Genomic DNA, 18,227 nt, shown 5'->3' on the forward strand with positions numbered 1-18,227 from the left:
TCGTCCGCATCAACAGTCGGAGCACTGGATGATCACACTGCTCGTCGCGTATCTCATCGCGGCGGCCAGTGCTCCCCTCCTTGTGCGGACCTGGGGCCGCAACGCGTTCTACGCCCTCGCGGCGGTACCCGCCGCCGGCACGGTGTGGGCGGCCACCGCGTGGGATTCCGCGGCCACGGTCGACGCCCAGTGGATTCCGCAGCTGTCGATGAACTTCACGCTGCGCTACGACGCGCTGGCGCAGATCCTCACCGTCCTCGTGCTGGGTGTGGGTGCGCTGGTACTGGTGTACTGCGCGCGCTACTTCCATGACACGGAACCGCGCCTGGGGTTGTTCGCCGCCGAACTCACGGCGTTCGGCGGTGCCATGCTGGGCCTGGTGCTCAGCGACAACATGCTGCTGCTCTACATCTTCTGGGAGATCACGACGGTCCTGTCGTTCCTGCTGGTGGGGCACTACGCGGAGCGCGCCACCAGCCGGCAGGCCGCCACCAAGGCGCTGCTGGTCACCACGGCCGGCGGCCTGGCAATGCTCGTGGGGATCGTGGCGCTGGGACACCAGGCGGGCACCTTCCTCCTCTCCGAGATCATCGCGGACCCGCCGTCGGGCGTCGTGGTGAACATCGCCGTCGTCCTGCTGCTCATCGGCGCGCTGAGCAAGTCGGCCATCGTGCCGTTCCACTTCTGGCTGCCCGGCGCGATGGCTGCGCCCACCCCCGTCAGCGCCTACCTGCACGCGGCCGCCATGGTCAAGGCCGGCATCTTCCTGATCGCCCGCCTGGCCCCCGCCTTCGCCACCACCCCGTACTGGCGCCCGCTGGTGCTCACGCTGGGTCTGGTCACGATGATCCTCGCCGGGTGGCGCTCGCTGCGCGAGTACGACCTCAAGCTGGTGCTGGCCTTCGGCACCGTCAGCCAGCTCGGCTTCATGGTGACGCTGGTGGGCGTGGGCTCCCGCGATGCCGCGCTGGCGGGCATGGCGGTGGTGGTGGCGCACGCGCTGTTCAAGTCGTCACTGTTCATGGTGGTCGGCGCCATCGACCACGCCACCGGCACGCGCGACATGCGCGAGCTCGCCGGGCTGGGCCGCGCGCACCCCGGACTCGCAATCATGGCGGTCGCGGCCACGGCGAGCATGGCGGGCGTGCCCCCGTTCATAGGATTCGTCGGCAAGGAGGCGGCGTTCGAGGCGCTCGACCACGCGCCGGCCGCGGCCATCGTGCTGCTCACCGGCATGACCGTCGGCTCGATCTTCACCGTCGCGTACTCGGTGCGCTTCCTGGTGGGCGCGTTCGCCGGCAAGGGCCGCGCCCCCACCCGCGCCGTGGCCGGGATGCACGCCCCCGGCGCCGCGCTGCTGGCCGCGCCCGCCCTGCTCGCCGCCGCGGGGCTGGCCGCCGGGTTCGCGTCGGGTTGGATCGACGCGCTTCTGGCCCCCTACGCGGACACCCTCCCCGGAGGGGGCCCGCATCCCTACCATCTGGCCCTGTGGCACGGGATGACGCTGCCGGTGTGGCTGACGATCGTCGTGATCGCCGGGGGCGTCGCGATGTTCGCGGCCCGCTCCACGCTCAAGCGGTGGGGCCCGGACAAGCCCCCGCTGGGCAACGCGGACCGCGTCTACGAGGGCGCGCTGCGCCTGGCCGACCGGATCTCGCTGCGGATGACCGGCACGGTGCAGCGCGGTTCGCTGCCCATCACGCAGGCCGTGATCCTGGCGACGTTCGTGGTGCTGCCGTCCGCGACGCTGCTCCTGTTCGGCGTCCCCGAGGTGCAGGCCGCCGGGTGGGACTCGCCCTGGAAGCTCGCGATCGGCGCCCTGATGATCGGCCCGGCCGTGGCGACCACCGTCCTGCGCAACCGGCTGGCGGCCGTGCTCATGGTGGGCTTCACCGGCTACGGCATGGCGATGATCTTCGCGCTGCACGGCGCCCCCGACCTGGCCCTCACCCAGTTCCTCGTCGAGACGCTGCTGCTGGTGGTGTTCGTCCTGGTGCTGCGCAAGCTGCCCGCCGAGGCTTCCGCTCCGGTGCCGACGCGCCGGATGTTCCGGCTCCGGTCGGCCCGCATCGCACTGTCCGCCCTGGTGGGGACCACCGTCGCCCTCCTCGGCGCCTACGCCATCGGATCGCGGACGGCGCAGCCCATCTCCGACGCGATGCCCGACGCCGCCTACGACGGCGGCGGCGGGAAGAACGTCGTCAACGTGCTGCTGGTCGACATCCGCGCGTGGGACACCCTCGGCGAGATCTCGGTGCTGCTCGTCGTGGCGACCGGCGTCGCCAGCCTCGTGTTCCGGCACCACCGCCTGGGCGGCGCGCTGCGCGTCTCCGACGCGCCCGAGGAGCTGCGCAACGGCCCGGTGACCCGGTCGTTGCGGCTGGTCGGCAGCCGCATCTCCGACCCGCGCACCCGCTCGCTGGTCCTGGAGATGACCACCCGGCTGGTCTTCCCCACCGTGATGGTGCTGTCGGTGTACTTCTTCTTCGCCGGCCACAACCACCCGGGCGGCGGTTTCGCCGGGGGCCTCACGGCCGGGCTCGCCCTCACCCTGCGCTACCTGGCGGGCGGGCGCTACGAGATCGGCGAGGCGCTGCCCATCGACGCGGGCAAGATCCTCGGGGTCGGTTTCCTGCTGGCCACGGGCACTGCCGCCGTGTCGCTGCTGATGGGTGCCCCGGTCCTGTCCTCGGCGATCCTGGAGGTGACGCTGCCCGTCATCGGCCACGTCAAGCTCGTCACCGCGCTGTTCTTCGACGCCGGGGTCTACCTGATCGTGGTCGGCATGACCCTCGACATCCTGCGCAGCCTCGGCGCGCAGCTGGACTCGCGGGCGGAGGTGAAACTGCAGTGACCGTCGACATCGGCCTGCTCGTGGTGGTCGCCGTGCTCGTGTCCTGCGGCGTCTACCTTCTGATGGAACGCTCCATCGTCAAGATGCTGCTGGGCATGATTCTGGGCGGCAACGGCATCAACCTGCTGCTGGTGCTCGCCGGCGGCGGCGCCGGCGACGCACCCATCATCGGCAGCGACGGCCGCATCTACGACACCGACGCGGATCCGCTCGCGCAGGCGATGATCCTCACCGCCATCGTCATCTCGATGGGGCTCGCCGCCTTCGTGCTGGGGCTCGCCTACCGCGCGTTCACCGCCACCAGCACCGACGACGACGTCGAGGACGACCCGGAGGACACCAAGGTGGGCCTGCGCAGTGAGGACGAGTCCCCGCATCGCGACCGCACCGCTGACCCCGCCACCGGGCGGATCACCCGCGCGGGCGACCAGTTCGGCCCCGCCAACGCGAGCGAGGAGCCATGACGGAGGTCGCCGCCATCGAATGGCTCATCCCGTTGCCGGTGCTCCTGCCCTTCCTCGGGGCCGCGGCCACCATGACGCTCGGCCGTCACCCGCGCCTCCAGCGCATCCTCAGCATCATCGTGCTCGCCCTGGGCACCGCCGTGGCCGGCGCGCTGCTGGTCCTGGCCGACCGCAACGGCATCACCGCCGTCCAGGTGGGCGGCTGGCCGGCGCCGATCGGAATCACGCTGGTCAGCGACAGGCTCTCGGCTTTGATGCTGGTCATCGCCTACGTCGTCCTGCTCGCGGTGATGGTCTACGCGGTGGGCCAGGGCATCCGCGACGGCGACGAGCACCAGCCGGTGTCGATCTTCCAGCCCACGTACCTGGTGATGGCGGCGGGGATCTCCAACGCGTTCCTCGCCGGCGACCTGTTCAACCTGTACGTGGGGTTCGAGGTCCTGCTCGCCTCCAGCTTCGTGCTGCTGACCCTGGGCGCCAGCTCGGACCGGGTGCACGCCGGCGTCACCTACGTGATGGTGTCGATGCTGTCGTCGCTGGTGTTCCTCGCGGGCATCGCGTTCACCTACGCCGCCACCGGCACGCTCAACCTGGCACAGCTCGCGGTGCGGCTCAGCGCGGTGCCGGAGGGCGTGCGCATCGCCATCTTCGCCGTGTTCCTCGTGGCGTTCGGCATCAAGGCCGCCGTGTTCCCGCTGTCGTCGTGGCTGCCGGACTCCTACCCCACCGCCCCCGCGCCCATCACCGCGGTGTTCGCCGGCCTGCTCACCAAGGTGGGCGTCTACGCGATCATCCGCGCCCAGACGCTGCTGTTCCCGGGCGGCTCGCTCGACAACGTCCTGCTCGTCGCCGGCCTGGCCACGATGCTGTTCGGCATCTTCGGCGCCATCGCGCAGACCGACGTCAAGCGGTTGTTCTCGTTCACCCTCGTCAGCCACATCGGCTACATGATCTTCGGCATCGGCCTGTCCACCCGGCTGGGGCTCGCGGGCGCCATCTACTACGTCGCGCACCACATCGTCGTGCAGACCGCGCTCTTCCTCGTGGTGGGGCTGATCGAACGGCAGGCCGGCTCCGCGTCGCTGCGCAGGCTCGGCAGCCTCGCCGCGGCAAGCCCCGTGCTGGCGGCGCTCTACCTGCTCCCGGCGCTGAACCTGGGCGGCATCCCGCCGTTCTCCGGGTTCATCGGCAAGGTGACGCTGCTGGAGGCGGGCGTGGAGGTAGGGACCCCGCTCGCGTGGGTGCTGGTGGCGGGTGCCGTGGTCACCAGCCTGCTCACGCTGTACGCGGTCATGCGGGTGTGGACCAAGGCGTTCTGGCGCTCGCGGGACGACGCCCCCGAGGGCGACATGGTGGCGGCGCGCCCGGCGGTGCTGCTCGACGACGTCGGCGACGTCGCACTGGCCGAACGCCGCGACGTGGGCAGGATGCCCACGCTGATGGTCGGGTCGACGGCGGCGCTCGTGCTCGTCGGTATCGTGCTCACCGTGGTGGCCGGCCCGCTGATCGGCTACACCGAGCGCGCGGCCGGCAACCTGCTCGACCGCTCGGTGTACGTGGGCACCGTGCTGGGGCCGCAGGCGGCCGCGGAGCTTCCCGAGGCGAGCGGGCCCGCCGAGCACACCGGGTTGTCCGACGCTTCGTCGTCGCAGCCGTCCACCGCGGGCGGCCCGCGGTCCGACGCGCCGTCCGACCCCCCCGGCGGCCATCCGCGGCACGGCGCCCCCACGGAGGACGGACGATGAGCCAGTTCGCGGAGTCACTCGCCCGCCGCCTGCGCACGCCGCTGACGGCGCGCGACGTGCTGATCCGGCTGTGGGTCATCGTCTGGCTGACGTTCGTGTGGGTGCTGCTGTGGGGGGAGGTCACGGCCGCGAACGTGCTCGGCGGCGTGGCCGTCTCGCTGGCGATCCTCATCCTCGCGCCCCTTCCGCAGCTGCCCGTGGAAGGGCGGCTGCACCCGCTGTCCGCGATCACGCTGGTGCTGCGCGTGGCCTTCGAACTGGTCGTGTCCTCCATGGAGGTGGCGTGGCTGTCCATCCGGCCCGGCCCGCCGCCGATGACCGCCATCCTGCGCGCGCACGTGTCCGTCCGCTCCGACCTGGTGCTGGGCCTGCTCGTGGACGCGATCAACGTCGTCCCCGGCACCATCGTCCTGGAGGTCGACCGCCGCGCACGCGTGCTCTACATCCACGTGCTGGACGCGCACAGCGCCGCCAAGGTCGACCGCTTCTACGCCAACGTGGCACGGCTCGAGCGCATGTTCATCAGGGCGTTCGAGCGGGAGGGCGACTGGCAGGAGCGGGTCCGCCGCCCCACGCCCCGCGTGGTGCCCACGGATCACCCCGCCGCCGGCGGTGCGCGGGAACCGGGCGGCACACAGGGCCGTCCCGGCGACGACGAGTGGAGGCCGCGCCGATGAACGTCGTGTGGATACTGGCCGGCTGCGCGCTGGTCGCGGCCGCGCTGCTGGCCGTGTACCGCCTCATCGCCGGGCCGAGCACCCTCGACCGGCTGGTCGCCACCGAGATGGCGGCGTCGGTGTGCATGTCCGGGATGGGGGCCTGGGCCGCCTACAGCGTCGATTCCTCGGTGCTCGCCGCGCTGGTGGCGCTCGCGCTGCTCGGGTTCATCGGTTCGATCTCCGTGCCCCGTTTCCGCAGGCGTGATCGCGAATGAACGCCGCGCTGGATTGGGCCGCCGCGATTCTGGTGCTGCTGGGCTCGTTGTTCGCGCTGACCGCCGCCATCGGGCTGGTCCGCTTCCCGGACACCGTGAGCCGCATGCACCCCAGCACCAAGACCCAGGTGCTGGGCCTGCTCCTGGTGCTCGTGGGCGCGGGGATCAGGCTGCGCGGCAGCGTCGACGTGGGCATGCTGGTTCTGGCCGGGCTGTTCACCGTCATCGTCTCGCCCGTGTTCGCCCACCTGGTGGGCCGCTCCGCCTACCGCGAGCGCGGGCTGCGCGTCGACCTCATGACGCGCGACGAGATGCCCGCGGAGCCCGCCGTGGTGGACGAGAAGCTGGACGACGATGACGATGTCGATGACGATGACGCCGAAGACGCCGAGGACGCCGACGGCGGGGCCGGGGACGCCGACGGCGGGGCCGGGGACGCCGAGGACGCCGACGGCGGGGCCGGGGACGGCGGAGGCAGGACCTGACCGGTCCGCGCCCGCGCGTGCCAGAACCGGCGGCGCGGCTTCCCCCTCAGGGCCGAAGCTCCCGGGTCAGCGAGTCCACCACCGCCCACAGGTCGCCCCCGGAACTCTCCTGCACCCGGCGCTGCCGCTGGTACGAGGCACCGCGCCGGGGGATCTCGGCCACGCCTGCGAGTTCGGCGGCGCACCCCAGCCGCTGCGCTACCGGTTCCAGCCGGGTGAGGATGTCGTCGAGGTCTTCGGTGACGGGCCGTTCCGCGTTGTCGGCGTCGACGATCACCTCCGCGTCCAATCCGTACCGGGCGGCGCGCCACTTGTTCTCCTGCACGTGCCAGGGCGGCAGCGCGGGCAGCGTCCGGCCGTCCTCGAGCCGCCGGTCCAGGTCCACCACCAGGCATTGGATCAGCGCGACGATCGCCTGCAGCTCGGCGAAGGTGGGCACCCCGTCGCACACACGCACCTCGATGGTGCCCAGGTGCGGCGCCGGGCGGATGTCCCAGCGGACCTCGGTGATGTCGTCGATGACGCCCGTGGCCAGCTGGTCGCGGACGAAACCCTCGTAGCCGGACCAGTCGTCGAAGTGGAAGGGCAGCCCTGCCGTGGGGAGCTGCTGGAACATCATCGCCCGGTTGGAGGCGTAGCCGGTGTCGTGCCCGGACCACACGGGCGACGACGCGGACAGCGCCAGCAGGTGCGGGTACTGCAGCAACAGGGCGCCGAGGATGGGGAACACCTTGTGCTGCGATGAGACGCCGACGTGCACGTGCACGCCCCAGATGAGCATCTGCCGGCCCCACCACTGCGTGCGCTCGATCAGTTCGCGGTAGCGCTCGCCGCCGGTGAGCTGCTGGACGTCCCAGCGGGCGAACGGGTGGGTGCCGGCGGAGATGAGGTCGATGTCCATCCGCTCGGACTCGGCCCGCACCGCGGTCAACCCCTCACGCAGGTCGGCCATCGCCTCGCCGACGTCGGCGCACACGCCGGTGACGAGCTCGACCGTGTTGCGCAGCAGCTCGCCGTGCAGCCGCGCAGCCTGCGACGGCTGCTCGCGGCGCACCGTCGCGAGCAACCGTTCGGCGTCATTGCGCAGGTTGCGGGTGCGGCGGTCCACCAGGGCGAGCTCCCACTCGACCCCGATGGTCGGCCGCGGCGACCCGGCGAAGGCGATGGACACGTCCGGCGCCCGGAAACTGCTCGATCGGGGACCCGGTCAGCGGCCCTCGACGACGCCGCAGCTCACCCGGGTGTCGTCGGCGGACATCACGAGCACCGCGCTGCCCTGGCCGGCCGCGAGCTGCTCCACCTGGACTCCCGGGATGGTGGTGTCGAGGGTCCCGTTTCCGGCGTCGGAGATCGGCAGCGTCAGCGTGGTGCCGCCCTCGCCGCCGCCGAGGCTGCGGAGCTGCCCCGCCGACTGGAACTGGTCCGCCGCCACGCACGCACCGTTGTCGGTCACGCCCACCTTGTAGATGCCGGCCTGCAGGCTGCTGTCGTCCACCTCGACGTTGACGGTGAGTCCGCCCTGCTTGTCGCCCAGCTGGACGGTGCCGACCTCGTCGCCCGCGGAGTTCTTCAGCGACGCGGTGAACCCGTACGCCACCGGGGCCTTCTTCTCGCCGTCGGTGCCCGCCTCGGCGTTGTGGGTGCCGGCCGTCGCCCCGTCCACCGCGCTCGGGTCCGGCGCGCCCGTGAACACGGCCGGAAGCTCATAGGTGGCGTCCGCCGGGGCGGACGTCTCGCTGTTGCTGCACGCCGTCAGCGCGACAGCCGCCACCGCGATGGCCGGCGCCACCAGCCACGGGCTGCGCCGAAGGTGGCTGTGCGAACGGTTGGTCATGGGTCGGCCTCCTCGAAGTTGTGTCCTGAGCATAATCAGGCGTGCTCACCGCGTGGGACAGAGGTGCGTCCCGGCCTCCGCGACCCGGCGTCGGCGTGCTGATCCGGACCGCTGCCGTGGTGCCTCAATTGTCGGCGGTGACGATCACGATCACCCCGGGCGAGGCGGTCATGATGCCGTCGAAGCGCGGCTGCACCGGCAGCCCCAGCTCCGCCCCCACCTTCTGCGCCGCCGCCTTCTCACCCGGGCCGTCGCCGTAATAGACGGCGCTCGTCGGCACCTCGCCGTCGTTGTAGTTGCCCACGTGGGCAATGGACCATCCGTCGGATTCCAGCGTGCTGGCGGTATCGCCGGCGAGGCCCTCGACCGTGCTGTTGTTGTAGACCCGCACCGGCGTCCGCTTGGCCTCCGCGTCGCCGACCGACCCGGCCGCGCCCGTCGTCGCCGGGGGCCGCGTGCTCGTGGCGGCGGCGGACCCGGTGTCCCCGGCCCCCGTCGGAGCGGTCGTGCCTGTGGCGCTCTGCGTCTGCCGCGACGCATCCGCCGCCCGCGCCGTCCCGCCGGAGCCTCCCTGCGCTGTGGTGGTCGGCGACGACGATCCCGATGCGGCGGCGTCCGCGTCTGAGCCGGACATGCTGATGAACCCGAGACCGGCGAACACGATCGCCGCGGACAGCAGCACCATCGCCAGTGCCCGCAGCGGAAGTCCCGACGGCTCGGGGGAAGGGGTACTCACCGCAGCGAGTTTAGGTGATGGTGATTCCGAGGCGGCGGGCCGCACGGGCCTTCTGCCGACTGGCGCGCAGGCGCCTCAGTCGTTTGACCAGCAAAGGGTCCGCAGCAAGCGCCTCCGGACGGTCCACCAGGGCATTGAGAACCTGGTAGTACCGGGTCGCGGACAGGCCGAAAGTCTCCTTGATGGCCTCTTCCTTGGCCCCGGCGAACTTCCACCATTGACGCTCGAATGCCAGGATGTCGCGCTCGCGGCGGGTCAGCCCGTCCTCCGGCTGGTGCGCGTCGTCGCCGGTCGTCTCTCGCGCTGCTGCGCCGTCCATCGTCTCCTCGACTCCCCGTTTCTCGCGGCCCCGCGCCGTACCGAACGCATGCCCGGCACCACCCTGGGGCCGACCCGTTCAGGAACGTACCCGGTCAGGAATGACAGCCCTGTGATTCCTGCGGCCATTGAACCACGGGCGCCCGGCACCGCAGTGGACGTGCAGGGCGACGGCGCGGCCGTGTCGTGGCGGGCATCACGCCTCTTCGGGTGCGCAGGGTCGGCGCGCGCCGCTGCTGTCAGGCCGCGGCAGGCCCGCCACGGGCGCGCACTATCCTGTATGACCATGGCAATCCTTCCCATCCGCATCGTCGGCGACCCCGTTCTGCATCAGCCGACGAAGCCTTTCGCCGGCGACCCGGCCGACATCGCCGAGCTGATCCGCGACCTGTACGACACGATGGACGCGGCCAACGGCGTCGGCCTCGCCGCCAACCAGGTGGGCGTCGACCTGCGGGTGTTCGTCTACGACTGCCCCGACGAGCGTTCCCCCCGGGGCGCCGAGCGGCGCCGAGGCGAGGTGGTCAACCCGGTGCTCGAGACCTCCGAGATCCCCGAGACCATGCCCGACGAGGACGAGGACGTGGAGGGATGCCTGTCCGTCCCCGGCGAGCAGTACCCCACGGGGCGGGCCGACTGGGCGCGGGTCACCGGCACCGATGCCGCGGGCGAGCCGATCGCGGTGGAGGGGACCGGATTCTTCGCCCGGTGCCTGCAACACGAGGTGGGCCACCTGGACGGATACCTCTACCTGGACTCGCTGATCGGCCGCAACAAGCGCGCGGCGAAGAAGATGCTCAAGCAGAACGGGTGGGGCGCGCCGGGCAACAGCTGGACCCCCGGGGAGGGCGACGACCCGTTCGGCTACGACGACTGACGACCCGACCGCACACGTTTCCGGTACCCGACGGCCGGGTCCGCACCCACGGGAGGCGGTGACGCATGGGCCCCACAGGCAGGCACCCGACGCCGGCAGTCGGATCCCGCGTGGTGCTGCGCTACCGGCGCGCCCCGGGATCGGTGCCCTCGCAGAGCGACGCCCTGGGCACGCTGACAGGGCTCACACCGCTGGTGCGGGTGCGCACGGCGGATGGTTCCGAGGTGGCGGTGGAGCCCGGCCGCGTGGTGGTGCTCAAGTCGGTGCCGCCGCGGCCGGTGCGGACCTCGTCGATCCGCGCGCTCGAGGTGGCGATCGCGCAGGCGCGGGGCGACGCCGATACCGCGTGGGTGGCCGGCTGGGTCGCCCGGACCGGCGGCCCGGCCGGTGCGGACGGTGCGGACGGTGCGGACGGTGCGGACGCCGCCGGCCCGGAGGAGCTCGGCGGGGCCGATCCCCTGGCCGCAGGCGCGGCGGCGCCCCTGGCGGATCCGTCGATGCCGGAGGGCGACTTCTTCCATGACCTGCTGGACGCGCCCACGCTCCGCGCGCTCGACGCGTGGTTCTCCGGTCGCGGCATGCAGACGACCCTGCGCCTGCCGGACCGACTCGTGCGACCGCCGGGTCACTGGCGGAGCTTCGGCGAGCATCTGGTCCTCACTGCGGCGCTGCCGCTGAGCAGTCCGACTCCGCCATCGGAGGAACCGGCAGCCGACGGCGCTGCGGAGGCGGAACCGCATCGTGGGCGGGCCCGCGTGCCTCTCGACGCCCCGGGACACTCCGCGGATGCGGTGGCCCGGCTTTCCGAGGGCGCGGACGGCCGGCTGTGGGCGGTCCTCACGGCCGAACCGGCGGAACTTCCGCGCGGCGACGATGCGCACGCGGAAGCAGCCAGGACCGCGAGCGTGGGGGCGGCGGTCCAGGCCTTGTGCCGCTGGGCGGCCGCCGCGGGTGCGACCGGGGCGGTTCTCGCGGTGCTCGATGCCGCGGGTGATGCGCCCGGAGACTCCGCCACCGTGGGAGGGCGGCGCGGGCGTGCGCGCGGATTCGACGAGGCGTCCATGCGCGCGGTGGGGTTCGCCGATCACCACCGGTGCCGATTCGTCCGGTTGCACGCCGTCCCCTGATAGGGCGGGATCGGGCGGCAACTGCGCCTCCGGCACCGGCTGCGGTCCGCGTGCCGCCCCGGGCGCCGCGTCACACGGTGATGCGTTTGAAGTCCGGGTTCTTCGCGAGGAAGCGCTGCACGTAGGTGCACACCGGGCGCACGCGCCATCCGCGGTCACGGGCGGCCGTCATCGCGAACTCCACGAGTTCGGCCGCCAGGCCGCGCCGCCAGTGGTCCTCCATGATCACGGTGTGCATGAAGGCGACCTGCGTGCCGGCACCGGCCGTGCCGGCGGCCTTCCCCGGCGTCTCCACCGTGTAGCCGAGGATGCCGATGAGCTCATCCCCCACCCACAGCTCGAAGCGGTCCTGCGCGGTGTTCTCGACCAGGCCCAGGGCGGGCGTCCCGATACCAGGACCGGCCGCCGTGTCGTTCGCGTTCATCGCACCTCCCGGTGTGGGTCGACGAGCGCGTTGCCGCACTCACGACCGTTCTAGCACCGAAACCTGAGAGTCGGTCATGATTCGGCTGAGTCCTGCGTCAGCGCCGCCCTCGCCGCCGGGACAAGCAGCCGCAGTGCCCGCGGCACCGCGGTGATCGCCGCAGGAAGCGGCCCCAGATTGTCGCCGTCCGCGTATGCGTTGATGCCGGGTGAGGAGATCTCGATGCGGCGTGCGCGCGTGGTGATGACCTCCGGTCGGCGCACGTGCGTCCCGCGGAACACGGTGGGGAACAGCCGCACCAACGTGCGCCGCGGAATGTAGCGGATGACGGTGAGGTCCAGGAGCCCGTCGGACGGGTCGGCGTCCGGGCAGATGAGCATGCCGCCGCCGTAGCTGCGGGTGTTGCCCACCGCGGCGAGCACCACATCCTCGTCGATGATCCGGCCGCCGTCCGGCTCCCGCCGCCCGGACTGCGCACCGTCGGCGCCCGATTCGCCCCCGGGGGCGTCGAGGACCAGGCGGAACGGGAGCGGCCGCAGGTTGAGGAACTCCGCGAGGATCGCCAGGTTGTAGCGCATGCGTCCGTGCGGCCAGGTCATGCGGTTGGTGCGGTCGCTGACGAGGGAATCGAATCCGGTGGCGAGCACCGTGCCGAACCAGTACTCGCGGCCGTCCGCCACCCGGACGTGGCCCAGGTCGACGTCCATGGCGGTGCCCGCGATGATGACGTCGGCCGCGGCCTCCGGATCTCCGATGGGAATGCCGTACTCGCGCGCATGGTCGTTTCCCGTGCCTGCGGGGATGACCCCCAACGGCACACCGCTCTCCGCCACGGCCTGCAGCGCGATGCCGATCAGCCCGTCGCCGCCGGTGGCCACCAGCGCGGCGGGACGCTCCGCGACCGCCTTGCGCGCGAGCCGGAGCGCGTCGTCCGCGTCGTCGCCGATCAGTTCGGTGATCGACGCGCCCGACTCGCGCAGGCGCCGCCCCGCACTCTCGGCGATGTCGCGCGCCCTGCCGTGTCCCGAGTACGGATTCGTGAGCATCGCGTAATGCGGACGGGCTCCGCGGCCGGCGGCCGTCATGGGATCAGCTTTCCGGGGTTGAGGACGCCGGCCGGGTCCAGCGTGCGCTTGACCGCGCGCAGCACCTCCACCCCCAGCCCGCCGATCTCGCGGGTCATCCAATCGCGGTGGTCGGCGCCGACGGCGTGGTGGTGGGTGATGGTTCCCCCGTGCTCGACGATCGCGTCGCCCGCCGCCCGCTTGGCCGCATCCCACTGCGCGGCCGCGTCGCCGCGCTGACCGGCCACCACCGTGAAGTACAACGACGCGCCCGTGGGATAGACGTGCGAAATGTGGCACATGACCAGCGCCGGCGTGCCCGACTCTTGGAGTGCGCCGGTCAGCGCCGCCGTCACCGCACCTTTGAGCGCATGCAGGTTGGACCACGTCGTGGCGGTCTCGAGGGTCTCGCACAGGGCGCCCGCGTCCAGCAGGGCGTCCCTCAGGTACGGCGCGGAGAACCGGCCCGCGTCCCAATCGCGCGCAGGCTGATCCCCCAGCGACCGCCCGCCGTGGGATTCGAAGAGCGCGCGGGTTTCGGCGTGCCGCGACTCCGCGTGCGCCGCCGTGCCCTCGAACGTCGTGACGGCGAGGCAGCCGCCGGTGATCTGCCGGGCACCGATGTGTTCGGTGGTGGCCAGGTTGATCCCGGTCTCGGCCTCGTCGGACAATCGCATGACCGTGGGTCCGGCCCCCTGCTGCTCCACCGCGCGCATCGCCTCCGCGCCGGCCACGAAGTCCTCGAAGGCCCATGCCTCGTACCGCACCGCCTCCGGCACCCGGTGGACGCGCAGGCGCACCCGGGTGACGACCCCGAGGGTGCCCTCGGACCCGGCCGCGAGCTGGCGCAGGTCCGGTCCCGCCGCGCTGGCCGGCGCCGGCCCGCCCGCCTCGAGCACCCCCACCGGGGTGACCATGGTGAGCCCGCTGATCATGTCGTCGAATCGGCCGTAGCCGGCGGACGCCTGACCCGAGGACCTGGTGACCGCGAAACCGCCGATGGTCGCGAACTGGAAGCTCTGCGGGAAATGCCCCAGCGAGAAGCCGCGCTCCCCCAGCAGCCGTTCCGCCTCCGGCCCCGTGACGCCGGCGCCCAGGACCGCCTCGCCCGAGACCTCGTCGAGCTCCTCCAGCCGGTCGAACCGGCGCAGGTCCAGCGACACCACCGCGGCATGTTTCCCACGTGCCGGATCCAGCCCGCCGACGACGCTGGTGCCGCCGCCGAACGGCACGACGGCTATCGACCGCTCCGAACAGTGCGCGAGGATGCGCGAGACCTCGTCGTCGGTGGCGGGCGCCAGGACCGCGTCCGGCGCGTCCTGCCTGCCGGCGCGGGTGCGACGCAGCAGGTCCGGGGTGGACTTGCCGCCCGCGCGGGCGAGCCGGTCCCCGTCGGAGTCGCCGACGTGCTCGGCGCCGACGATCTGCGCGAGCGCGTCACGGTCCGCCGCGGGGAGCGCCGACGGCGCGAGCACCACCTGCGTGGGGGCCGGCCGCGCAGCGTCGGTTCCCGCAACGCCCAACGCCTGCTCGAGCAGCGACCGGATGCCCTCCGACAGGGACTTGGCAGCGGACGGATCCCCCCAGGCGTCCCACTTCATCGGGGGAAGCGGCAGCGTGTGCGCCGGAAACAGGGCCTGGGCGCCGTCGGTGCTGGATTCGGCCATCGTCGTATCCCTCGCGATCTGGTGGACGGGTGGTACGCAGCCGGGCGAATGCCGCTTCCGGCCGCATGCGTTACAGTATTACACATGTTGTCATTCCGTAACGGCGCTTCCGTGGTCGCGCCCGGGCCGGGGACCGAGGCCGACGCCGCATGCGTGCTCGAGCCGGCGCTGGAACCGGCGCCGGCGCCGCCACCCGGTCCTGCCACCGGCGCGCACACGGTGGACGACGCCATCCTCGACAGCGCCGCACGCACAGTGGTGGACCTGGGCGTGGGCCGCCTCACCGTCGCCGAGGTGGCGCGGCGCGCGGGCGTCAGCCGTCCCACCGTGTACCGCCGTTGGTCGGGCATGGAGGAGGTCCTGGCGGCGCTGCTCACCCGCGAGATCCTGCACATCGCCGACGACCTGCCGCACGTCGCCCGCGACCGGGCCGACCTGGTCCACCACGTCGTGGACATCACCTGGCAGATCGGCGGCCACGCAGTGCTGCACACCGTGCTGCACCAGAGTCCCGACGTCTTCCGCACCTACGTGCTGACCCGCCTCGGCGCCAGCCAGCGCGCGCTGATCGACGTGCTCACCGCACACATCGCGCACCTGCAGCGGCTCGGCGAAGTGCGCCGCGGCGACCCTGAACAGCTCGCGACCATGGTGCTGCTCATGGCGCAGTCGGCGATGCAGTCCGCCGGCATCGTCGCGCCCATCCTCGATCCGCAAGCCCTGTCCGGCGAACTCGCCCACGCACTGAACGGATACCTCGCCCCATGAGCACCGCGCACCCCGCATCCGCGCTCAATGCAGCACGCCGCGCTGCGGATCTGCAGTCTCTCGCAGACGGCGGCGTCGTCGACCTGCTCGTGATCGGAGGCGGGATCACGGGGACCGGTGTCGCGCTCGACGCCGCGGCACGCGGGCTCGAGGTGGCCCTGGTCGAGGCGCACGACCTCGCCTTCGGCACCAGCCGCTGGAGCTCCAAGCTGGTGCACGGGGGACTGCGGTACCTCGCCTCCGGCAACGTGGGCATCGCGCGGCGCAGCGCCGTGGAGCGCGGGATCCTCATGACCCGCACCGCGCCGCACCTCACACGCACCCTGCCGCAACTGGTGCCGTTGCTGCCGTCCATGGGAGCGGCCCAGCGCTACCTGGCACGCGCGGGATTCCTCGCCGGCGATGCCCTGCGCGTCGTCTCGCGCACCCCGGCTTCGGTGCTGCCGCGGTCCCGCAAGGTGGACGCGCGCACCGCAGTGACCTTGTCGCCCACTGTCGCACGCACAGGCCTCGCCGGCGGTTACGTGAACCACGACGGGCAGCTGGTGGACGACGCGCGCCTCGTCGTCGCCGTCGCACGCACCGCCGCCGAGAACGGCGCGCGCATCCTCACCCGGGTGCGCGCGTCGGATGTCACCGGCTCGGGCGCGACCCTCACCGACGCACTGACCGGCGAATCGTTCGGCATCCGTGCCCGCGCCGTCGTCAACGCCACCGGGGTGTGGGCCGGCGAGGTGGACCCGTCGATCAGCCTGCGCCCCAGCAGGGGCACGCACCTCGTTTTCGATGCCGCGACGTTCGGCAACCCCACCGCCTCGCTCACCGTGCCGATCCCCGGTGAGACCAACCGGTTCGTCTTCGTGCTGCCCCAGCAGCTGGGCCGGGTGTACCTGGGGCTCACCGACGAGGACGCGCCCGGCCCCGTCCCCGACGAGCCGCAGCCGTCGCAGCAGGAAGTCGATTTCCTGCTGTCCACCGTCAACACCGCACTCGACGCGCCCCTCACCCGCGACGACGTCCTCGGGGCGTACGCCGGACTGCGGCCGCTGATCGACTCCGGAGAGGGACGCACCTCGGACCTCTCGCGCGAGCACGCGGTGCTCGAATCCCCCGAGGGCGTACTCAGCGTGGTGGGCGGCAAGCTCACCGAATACCGGTACATGGCGGAAGACGCCGTCGACCGCGTGATCGCGCAGCGCGACGTGGACGGCGGGCCCTGCCGCACCCGCGACCTCGCGCTGGTCGGCGCGCCGATGCACCCGGCCACCGGGACGACGTCTCCGGATCCGTCAGCGCCCCGGCCGCCGCGGTCGCTTCAGGAGCGGTTCGGCGACGAGGCACCCGAGGTGCTCGAGAGCGCCACGTGCACCGACCCGGCCGGCGCCATCGCGGAGGGCATCGACGTCACCCGCGCCGAGGTGGAGTTCGCGCTCACCCACGAGGGCGCCCTCGACGCCGCCGACGTGCTGGACCGGCGCACCCGCATCGGGCTCGTCGCGGCCGACCGGGCGCGGGCGCTCACGGCGGTGCAGGGCTTCTTCTGACGCGCGCCCCGTCCGCCGCCGGCCCAGCCGCGCACCTCCTGCACAAGCCGAGCACGCGTTCCCGGGCCCGCGCGCGGAAACAGTGCTCGGACTGCGGGGGGCACCGGCAAACGCGGACCGCCCGGGCATACACCGCGGAAGGATCGCCCAGGCCGCCGGCCGCGCTCCTCCGCTAACCTCACTGTCATGCGCTTCGCCACCTGGAACGTCAACTCCGCCCGCGCCCGCGTCGACCGCATCACCGCGTTCCTCGAGCGCCAGGACATCGACGTCCTCGCCATGCAGGAAACCAAGTGCAAGGACGCCCAGTTCCCGGCGGAGCGGTTCACCGAACTCGGGTACGAGGTGGCGCACTTCGGCCTGAGCCAGTGGAACGGCGTGGCGGTGGTCTCGCGAGTAGGACTGACCGACGTGGAGACGCAGTTCCCCGGCCAGCCCGGCTTCCACAAGGACCCGGAACAGGATCAGGCCGTCGAGGCGCGCGCTTTGGGCGCCACCTGCGACGGCGTCCGGGTGTGGAGCCTGTACGTGCCCAACGGACGCGAACTCGACGATCCGCACTACACCTACAAGCTCGACTGGCTGGCCACGCTGCGCGATCAGGCGGCGGGGTGGCTCGCGCAGGACGGATCAGCTCAGGTCATGCTGGCCGGCGACTGGAACGTGGCGCCCACCGACGACGACGTGTGGGACCCGAAGTTCTTCGAGGGCAAGACGCACACCTCGCAGCCCGAACGCGACGCCTTCAACGCCTTCGCCGACGCCGGATACGTCGAGGTCACCCGCGCGCACACCCCCGACCAGTACACCTATTGGGATTACACGCAGCTGCGGTTCCCCAAGAAGGAGGGCATGCGGATCGACTTCGCCGTGTGTTCCCCCGCGCTGGCCGCCCGCGTGACCGGCGCGAGCATCGACCGCGAGGAACGCAAGGGCAAGGGCGCCAGCGACCACGCGCCGGTCATCGTCGAGCTGGGATGACGGCACCGGCATCGCCGCCGTGGCGCACCAGATAGTCGGCAACCGCGGCCCGCACCACCTCGCTTGGGGTGATACACCGATCCTCCGCGAACGCCGCGAGACGCCGATCAAGCTCGGCGGGCAACCGGACCGACCGCGCGGGGCTGTTTCGCCCCCGCATCCGCTCGCCCGGGGGACGGCCGCGCGCGAGTTCGACATGGAACTCGATCTCGCCTCCCACCTGGTAGTCGCCCCTTTCGACCGCAGCGGACATCGCTTCGAAGTCCGCCGGCTTCCGCTCTGCCATCACTCGCCACCTTCCCGACCCGCAGAGGACCGAGGACCCCGCTGCCGTCCGACCTTGAGTCGCAGGTCCAATGCGCCTTCCGTCATTGCGAACACCTCCCTGGCGACCCGATGGGTCAA

Annotated in this window: 18 protein-coding genes and 1 pseudogene; 11 read left to right on the forward strand and 8 right to left on the reverse strand. The window is 72.2% G+C overall.

Annotated elements, in window-relative coordinates; all coding sequences use genetic code 11:
• The first annotated feature begins 28 nt into the window (after nucleotides 1-28).
• The 6 genes and pseudogenes from FO059_RS14825 to mnhG all read left to right on the forward strand — a co-directional run.
• Complete coding sequence (locus tag FO059_RS14825; protein WP_143909761.1) at nucleotides 29-2,854, forward strand: Na+/H+ antiporter subunit A; 2,826 nt, start codon at nucleotides 29-31, stop codon at nucleotides 2,852-2,854.
• Nucleotides 2,851-3,318, forward strand: coding sequence for a Na(+)/H(+) antiporter subunit C (locus tag FO059_RS14830; protein ID WP_143909762.1), 468 nt, complete (start codon nucleotides 2,851-2,853; stop codon nucleotides 3,316-3,318). The genes FO059_RS14825 and FO059_RS14830 overlap by 4 nt, the downstream gene beginning before the upstream one ends.
• Entirely contained in the window at nucleotides 3,315-5,063 is a 1,749-nt protein-coding gene (locus tag FO059_RS14835) for a Na+/H+ antiporter subunit D (protein WP_143909763.1), read from the forward strand. The genes FO059_RS14830 and FO059_RS14835 overlap by 4 nt, the downstream gene beginning before the upstream one ends.
• Complete coding sequence (locus FO059_RS14840; protein ID WP_143909764.1) at nucleotides 5,060-5,740, forward strand: Na+/H+ antiporter subunit E; 681 nt, start codon at nucleotides 5,060-5,062, stop codon at nucleotides 5,738-5,740. Before FO059_RS14835 ends, FO059_RS14840 begins: the two co-directional genes overlap by 4 nt.
• Nucleotides 5,737-5,997, forward strand: a complete 261-nt coding sequence (locus FO059_RS14845; RefSeq protein ID WP_143909765.1) for a monovalent cation/H+ antiporter complex subunit F — start codon at nucleotides 5,737-5,739, stop codon at nucleotides 5,995-5,997. The genes FO059_RS14840 and FO059_RS14845 overlap by 4 nt, the downstream gene beginning before the upstream one ends.
• Nucleotides 5,994-6,311, forward strand: a pseudogene (gene mnhG, locus FO059_RS14850) (monovalent cation/H(+) antiporter subunit G); the annotation flags it as partial. The gene FO059_RS14845 and the pseudogene mnhG, both read left to right, overlap by 4 nt.
• Before the next feature lie 217 nt (nucleotides 6,312-6,528).
• Here mnhG and FO059_RS14855 read toward each other — a convergent pair.
• The 4 genes from FO059_RS14855 to FO059_RS14870 form a co-directional block, all read right to left on the reverse strand.
• Nucleotides 6,529-7,653, reverse strand: coding sequence for a glutamate--cysteine ligase (locus FO059_RS14855; RefSeq protein ID WP_143909767.1), 1,125 nt, complete (start codon nucleotides 7,651-7,653; stop codon nucleotides 6,529-6,531).
• Between the two features lie 36 nt (nucleotides 7,654-7,689).
• On the reverse strand, nucleotides 7,690-8,316 hold the full coding sequence (locus FO059_RS14860; RefSeq protein WP_143909768.1) for a hypothetical protein: 627 nt from the start codon (nucleotides 8,314-8,316) through the stop codon (nucleotides 7,690-7,692).
• A gap of 124 nt (nucleotides 8,317-8,440) precedes the next feature.
• Entirely contained in the window at nucleotides 8,441-9,052 is a 612-nt protein-coding gene (locus FO059_RS14865; RefSeq protein WP_143909769.1) for a LytR C-terminal domain-containing protein, read from the reverse strand.
• Between the two features lie 10 nt (nucleotides 9,053-9,062).
• Nucleotides 9,063-9,371, reverse strand: a complete 309-nt coding sequence (locus FO059_RS14870) for a DUF3263 domain-containing protein (protein ID WP_143909770.1) — start codon at nucleotides 9,369-9,371, stop codon at nucleotides 9,063-9,065.
• A 285-nt stretch (nucleotides 9,372-9,656) separates the two neighbouring features.
• Between FO059_RS14870 and FO059_RS14875 the strand changes: the two genes are divergently transcribed.
• A complete protein-coding gene (locus tag FO059_RS14875) occupies nucleotides 9,657-10,247 on the forward strand; it encodes a peptide deformylase (RefSeq protein ID WP_143909771.1) in 591 nt (196 codons plus the stop codon).
• Nucleotides 10,248-10,312: 65 nt separating this feature from the next.
• Nucleotides 10,313-11,374 carry a putative acetyltransferase gene (locus FO059_RS14880; RefSeq protein ID WP_143909772.1) on the forward strand — a complete coding sequence of 354 codons (1,062 nt, stop codon included), beginning with the start codon at nucleotides 10,313-10,315 and terminating at the stop codon, nucleotides 11,372-11,374.
• 70 nt (nucleotides 11,375-11,444) lie between these two features.
• Here FO059_RS14880 and FO059_RS14885 read toward each other — a convergent pair whose 3' ends face one another.
• The 3 genes from FO059_RS14885 to FO059_RS14895 all read right to left on the reverse strand — a co-directional run bounded on the left by FO059_RS14885 (nucleotide 11,445) and on the right by FO059_RS14895 (nucleotide 14,463).
• Entirely contained in the window at nucleotides 11,445-11,798 is a 354-nt protein-coding gene (locus FO059_RS14885) for a GNAT family N-acetyltransferase (RefSeq protein ID WP_143909773.1), read from the reverse strand.
• A gap of 74 nt (nucleotides 11,799-11,872) precedes the next feature.
• Nucleotides 11,873-12,844: a diacylglycerol kinase family protein gene (locus FO059_RS14890; protein ID WP_143909774.1), complete on the reverse strand. Its 972-nt coding sequence runs from the start codon at nucleotides 12,842-12,844 to the stop codon at nucleotides 11,873-11,875.
• A 35-nt stretch (nucleotides 12,845-12,879) separates the two neighbouring features.
• The gene (locus FO059_RS14895) at nucleotides 12,880-14,463 is read right to left on the reverse strand and encodes an FAD-binding oxidoreductase (protein WP_143910799.1); all 1,584 of its coding nucleotides are present in this window, start codon (nucleotides 14,461-14,463) and stop codon (nucleotides 12,880-12,882) included.
• Between the two features lie 150 nt (nucleotides 14,464-14,613).
• Between FO059_RS14895 and FO059_RS14900 the strand changes: the two genes are divergently transcribed.
• The 3 genes from FO059_RS14900 to FO059_RS14910 all read left to right on the forward strand — a co-directional run bounded on the left by FO059_RS14900 (nucleotide 14,614) and on the right by FO059_RS14910 (nucleotide 17,822).
• Nucleotides 14,614-15,297, forward strand: a complete 684-nt coding sequence (locus FO059_RS14900; RefSeq protein WP_143909775.1) for a TetR/AcrR family transcriptional regulator — start codon at nucleotides 14,614-14,616, stop codon at nucleotides 15,295-15,297.
• Complete coding sequence (locus FO059_RS14905) at nucleotides 15,294-16,841, forward strand: glycerol-3-phosphate dehydrogenase/oxidase (protein WP_143909776.1); 1,548 nt, start codon at nucleotides 15,294-15,296, stop codon at nucleotides 16,839-16,841. Before FO059_RS14900 ends, FO059_RS14905 begins: the two co-directional genes overlap by 4 nt.
• Before the next feature lie 186 nt (nucleotides 16,842-17,027).
• Nucleotides 17,028-17,822, forward strand: a complete 795-nt coding sequence (locus FO059_RS14910) for an exodeoxyribonuclease III (protein WP_143909777.1) — start codon at nucleotides 17,028-17,030, stop codon at nucleotides 17,820-17,822.
• On the opposite strand, the gene FO059_RS14915 is transcribed toward FO059_RS14910, so the two are convergent.
• Complete coding sequence (locus FO059_RS14915) at nucleotides 17,803-18,108, reverse strand: ribbon-helix-helix domain-containing protein (protein WP_143909778.1); 306 nt, start codon at nucleotides 18,106-18,108, stop codon at nucleotides 17,803-17,805. The two genes, FO059_RS14910 and FO059_RS14915, sit on opposite strands and share 20 nt — an antisense overlap.
• Nucleotides 18,109-18,227 lie beyond the last annotated feature (119 nt).

Source organism: Tomitella fengzijianii (assembly GCF_007559025.1).
GTDB lineage: Bacteria > Actinomycetota > Actinomycetes > Mycobacteriales > Mycobacteriaceae > Tomitella > Tomitella fengzijianii.

Bases quoted from the DNA above. Each gene is read 5' to 3' on its own strand.
- FO059_RS14825 (WP_143909761.1), top strand. From the start codon at position 29: ATGATCACACTGCTCGTCGCGTATCTCATCGCGGCGGCCAGTGCTCCC.
- FO059_RS14835 (WP_143909763.1), top strand. From the start codon at position 3,315: ATGACGGAGGTCGCCGCCATCGAATGGCTCATCCCGTTGCCGGTGCTC.
- FO059_RS14840 (WP_143909764.1), top strand. From the start codon at position 5,060: ATGAGCCAGTTCGCGGAGTCACTCGCCCGCCGCCTGCGCACGCCGCTG.
- FO059_RS14845 (WP_143909765.1), top strand. From the start codon at position 5,737: ATGAACGTCGTGTGGATACTGGCCGGCTGCGCGCTGGTCGCGGCCGCG.
- FO059_RS14860 (WP_143909768.1), bottom strand. From the start codon at position 8,316: ATGACCAACCGTTCGCACAGCCACCTTCGGCGCAGCCCGTGGCTGGTG.
- FO059_RS14870 (WP_143909770.1), bottom strand. From the start codon at position 9,371: ATGGACGGCGCAGCAGCGCGAGAGACGACCGGCGACGACGCGCACCAG.
- FO059_RS14875 (WP_143909771.1), top strand. From the start codon at position 9,657: ATGGCAATCCTTCCCATCCGCATCGTCGGCGACCCCGTTCTGCATCAG.
- FO059_RS14880 (WP_143909772.1), top strand. From the start codon at position 10,313: ATGGGCCCCACAGGCAGGCACCCGACGCCGGCAGTCGGATCCCGCGTG.
- FO059_RS14885 (WP_143909773.1), bottom strand. From the start codon at position 11,798: ATGAACGCGAACGACACGGCGGCCGGTCCTGGTATCGGGACGCCCGCC.
- FO059_RS14890 (WP_143909774.1), bottom strand. From the start codon at position 12,844: ATGCTCACGAATCCGTACTCGGGACACGGCAGGGCGCGCGACATCGCC.
- FO059_RS14895 (WP_143910799.1), bottom strand. From the start codon at position 14,463: ATGAAGTGGGACGCCTGGGGGGATCCGTCCGCTGCCAAGTCCCTGTCG.
- FO059_RS14900 (WP_143909775.1), top strand. From the start codon at position 14,614: ATGTTGTCATTCCGTAACGGCGCTTCCGTGGTCGCGCCCGGGCCGGGG.
- FO059_RS14905 (WP_143909776.1), top strand. From the start codon at position 15,294: ATGAGCACCGCGCACCCCGCATCCGCGCTCAATGCAGCACGCCGCGCT.
- FO059_RS14910 (WP_143909777.1), top strand. From the start codon at position 17,028: ATGCGCTTCGCCACCTGGAACGTCAACTCCGCCCGCGCCCGCGTCGAC.
- FO059_RS14915 (WP_143909778.1), bottom strand. From the start codon at position 18,108: ATGGCAGAGCGGAAGCCGGCGGACTTCGAAGCGATGTCCGCTGCGGTC.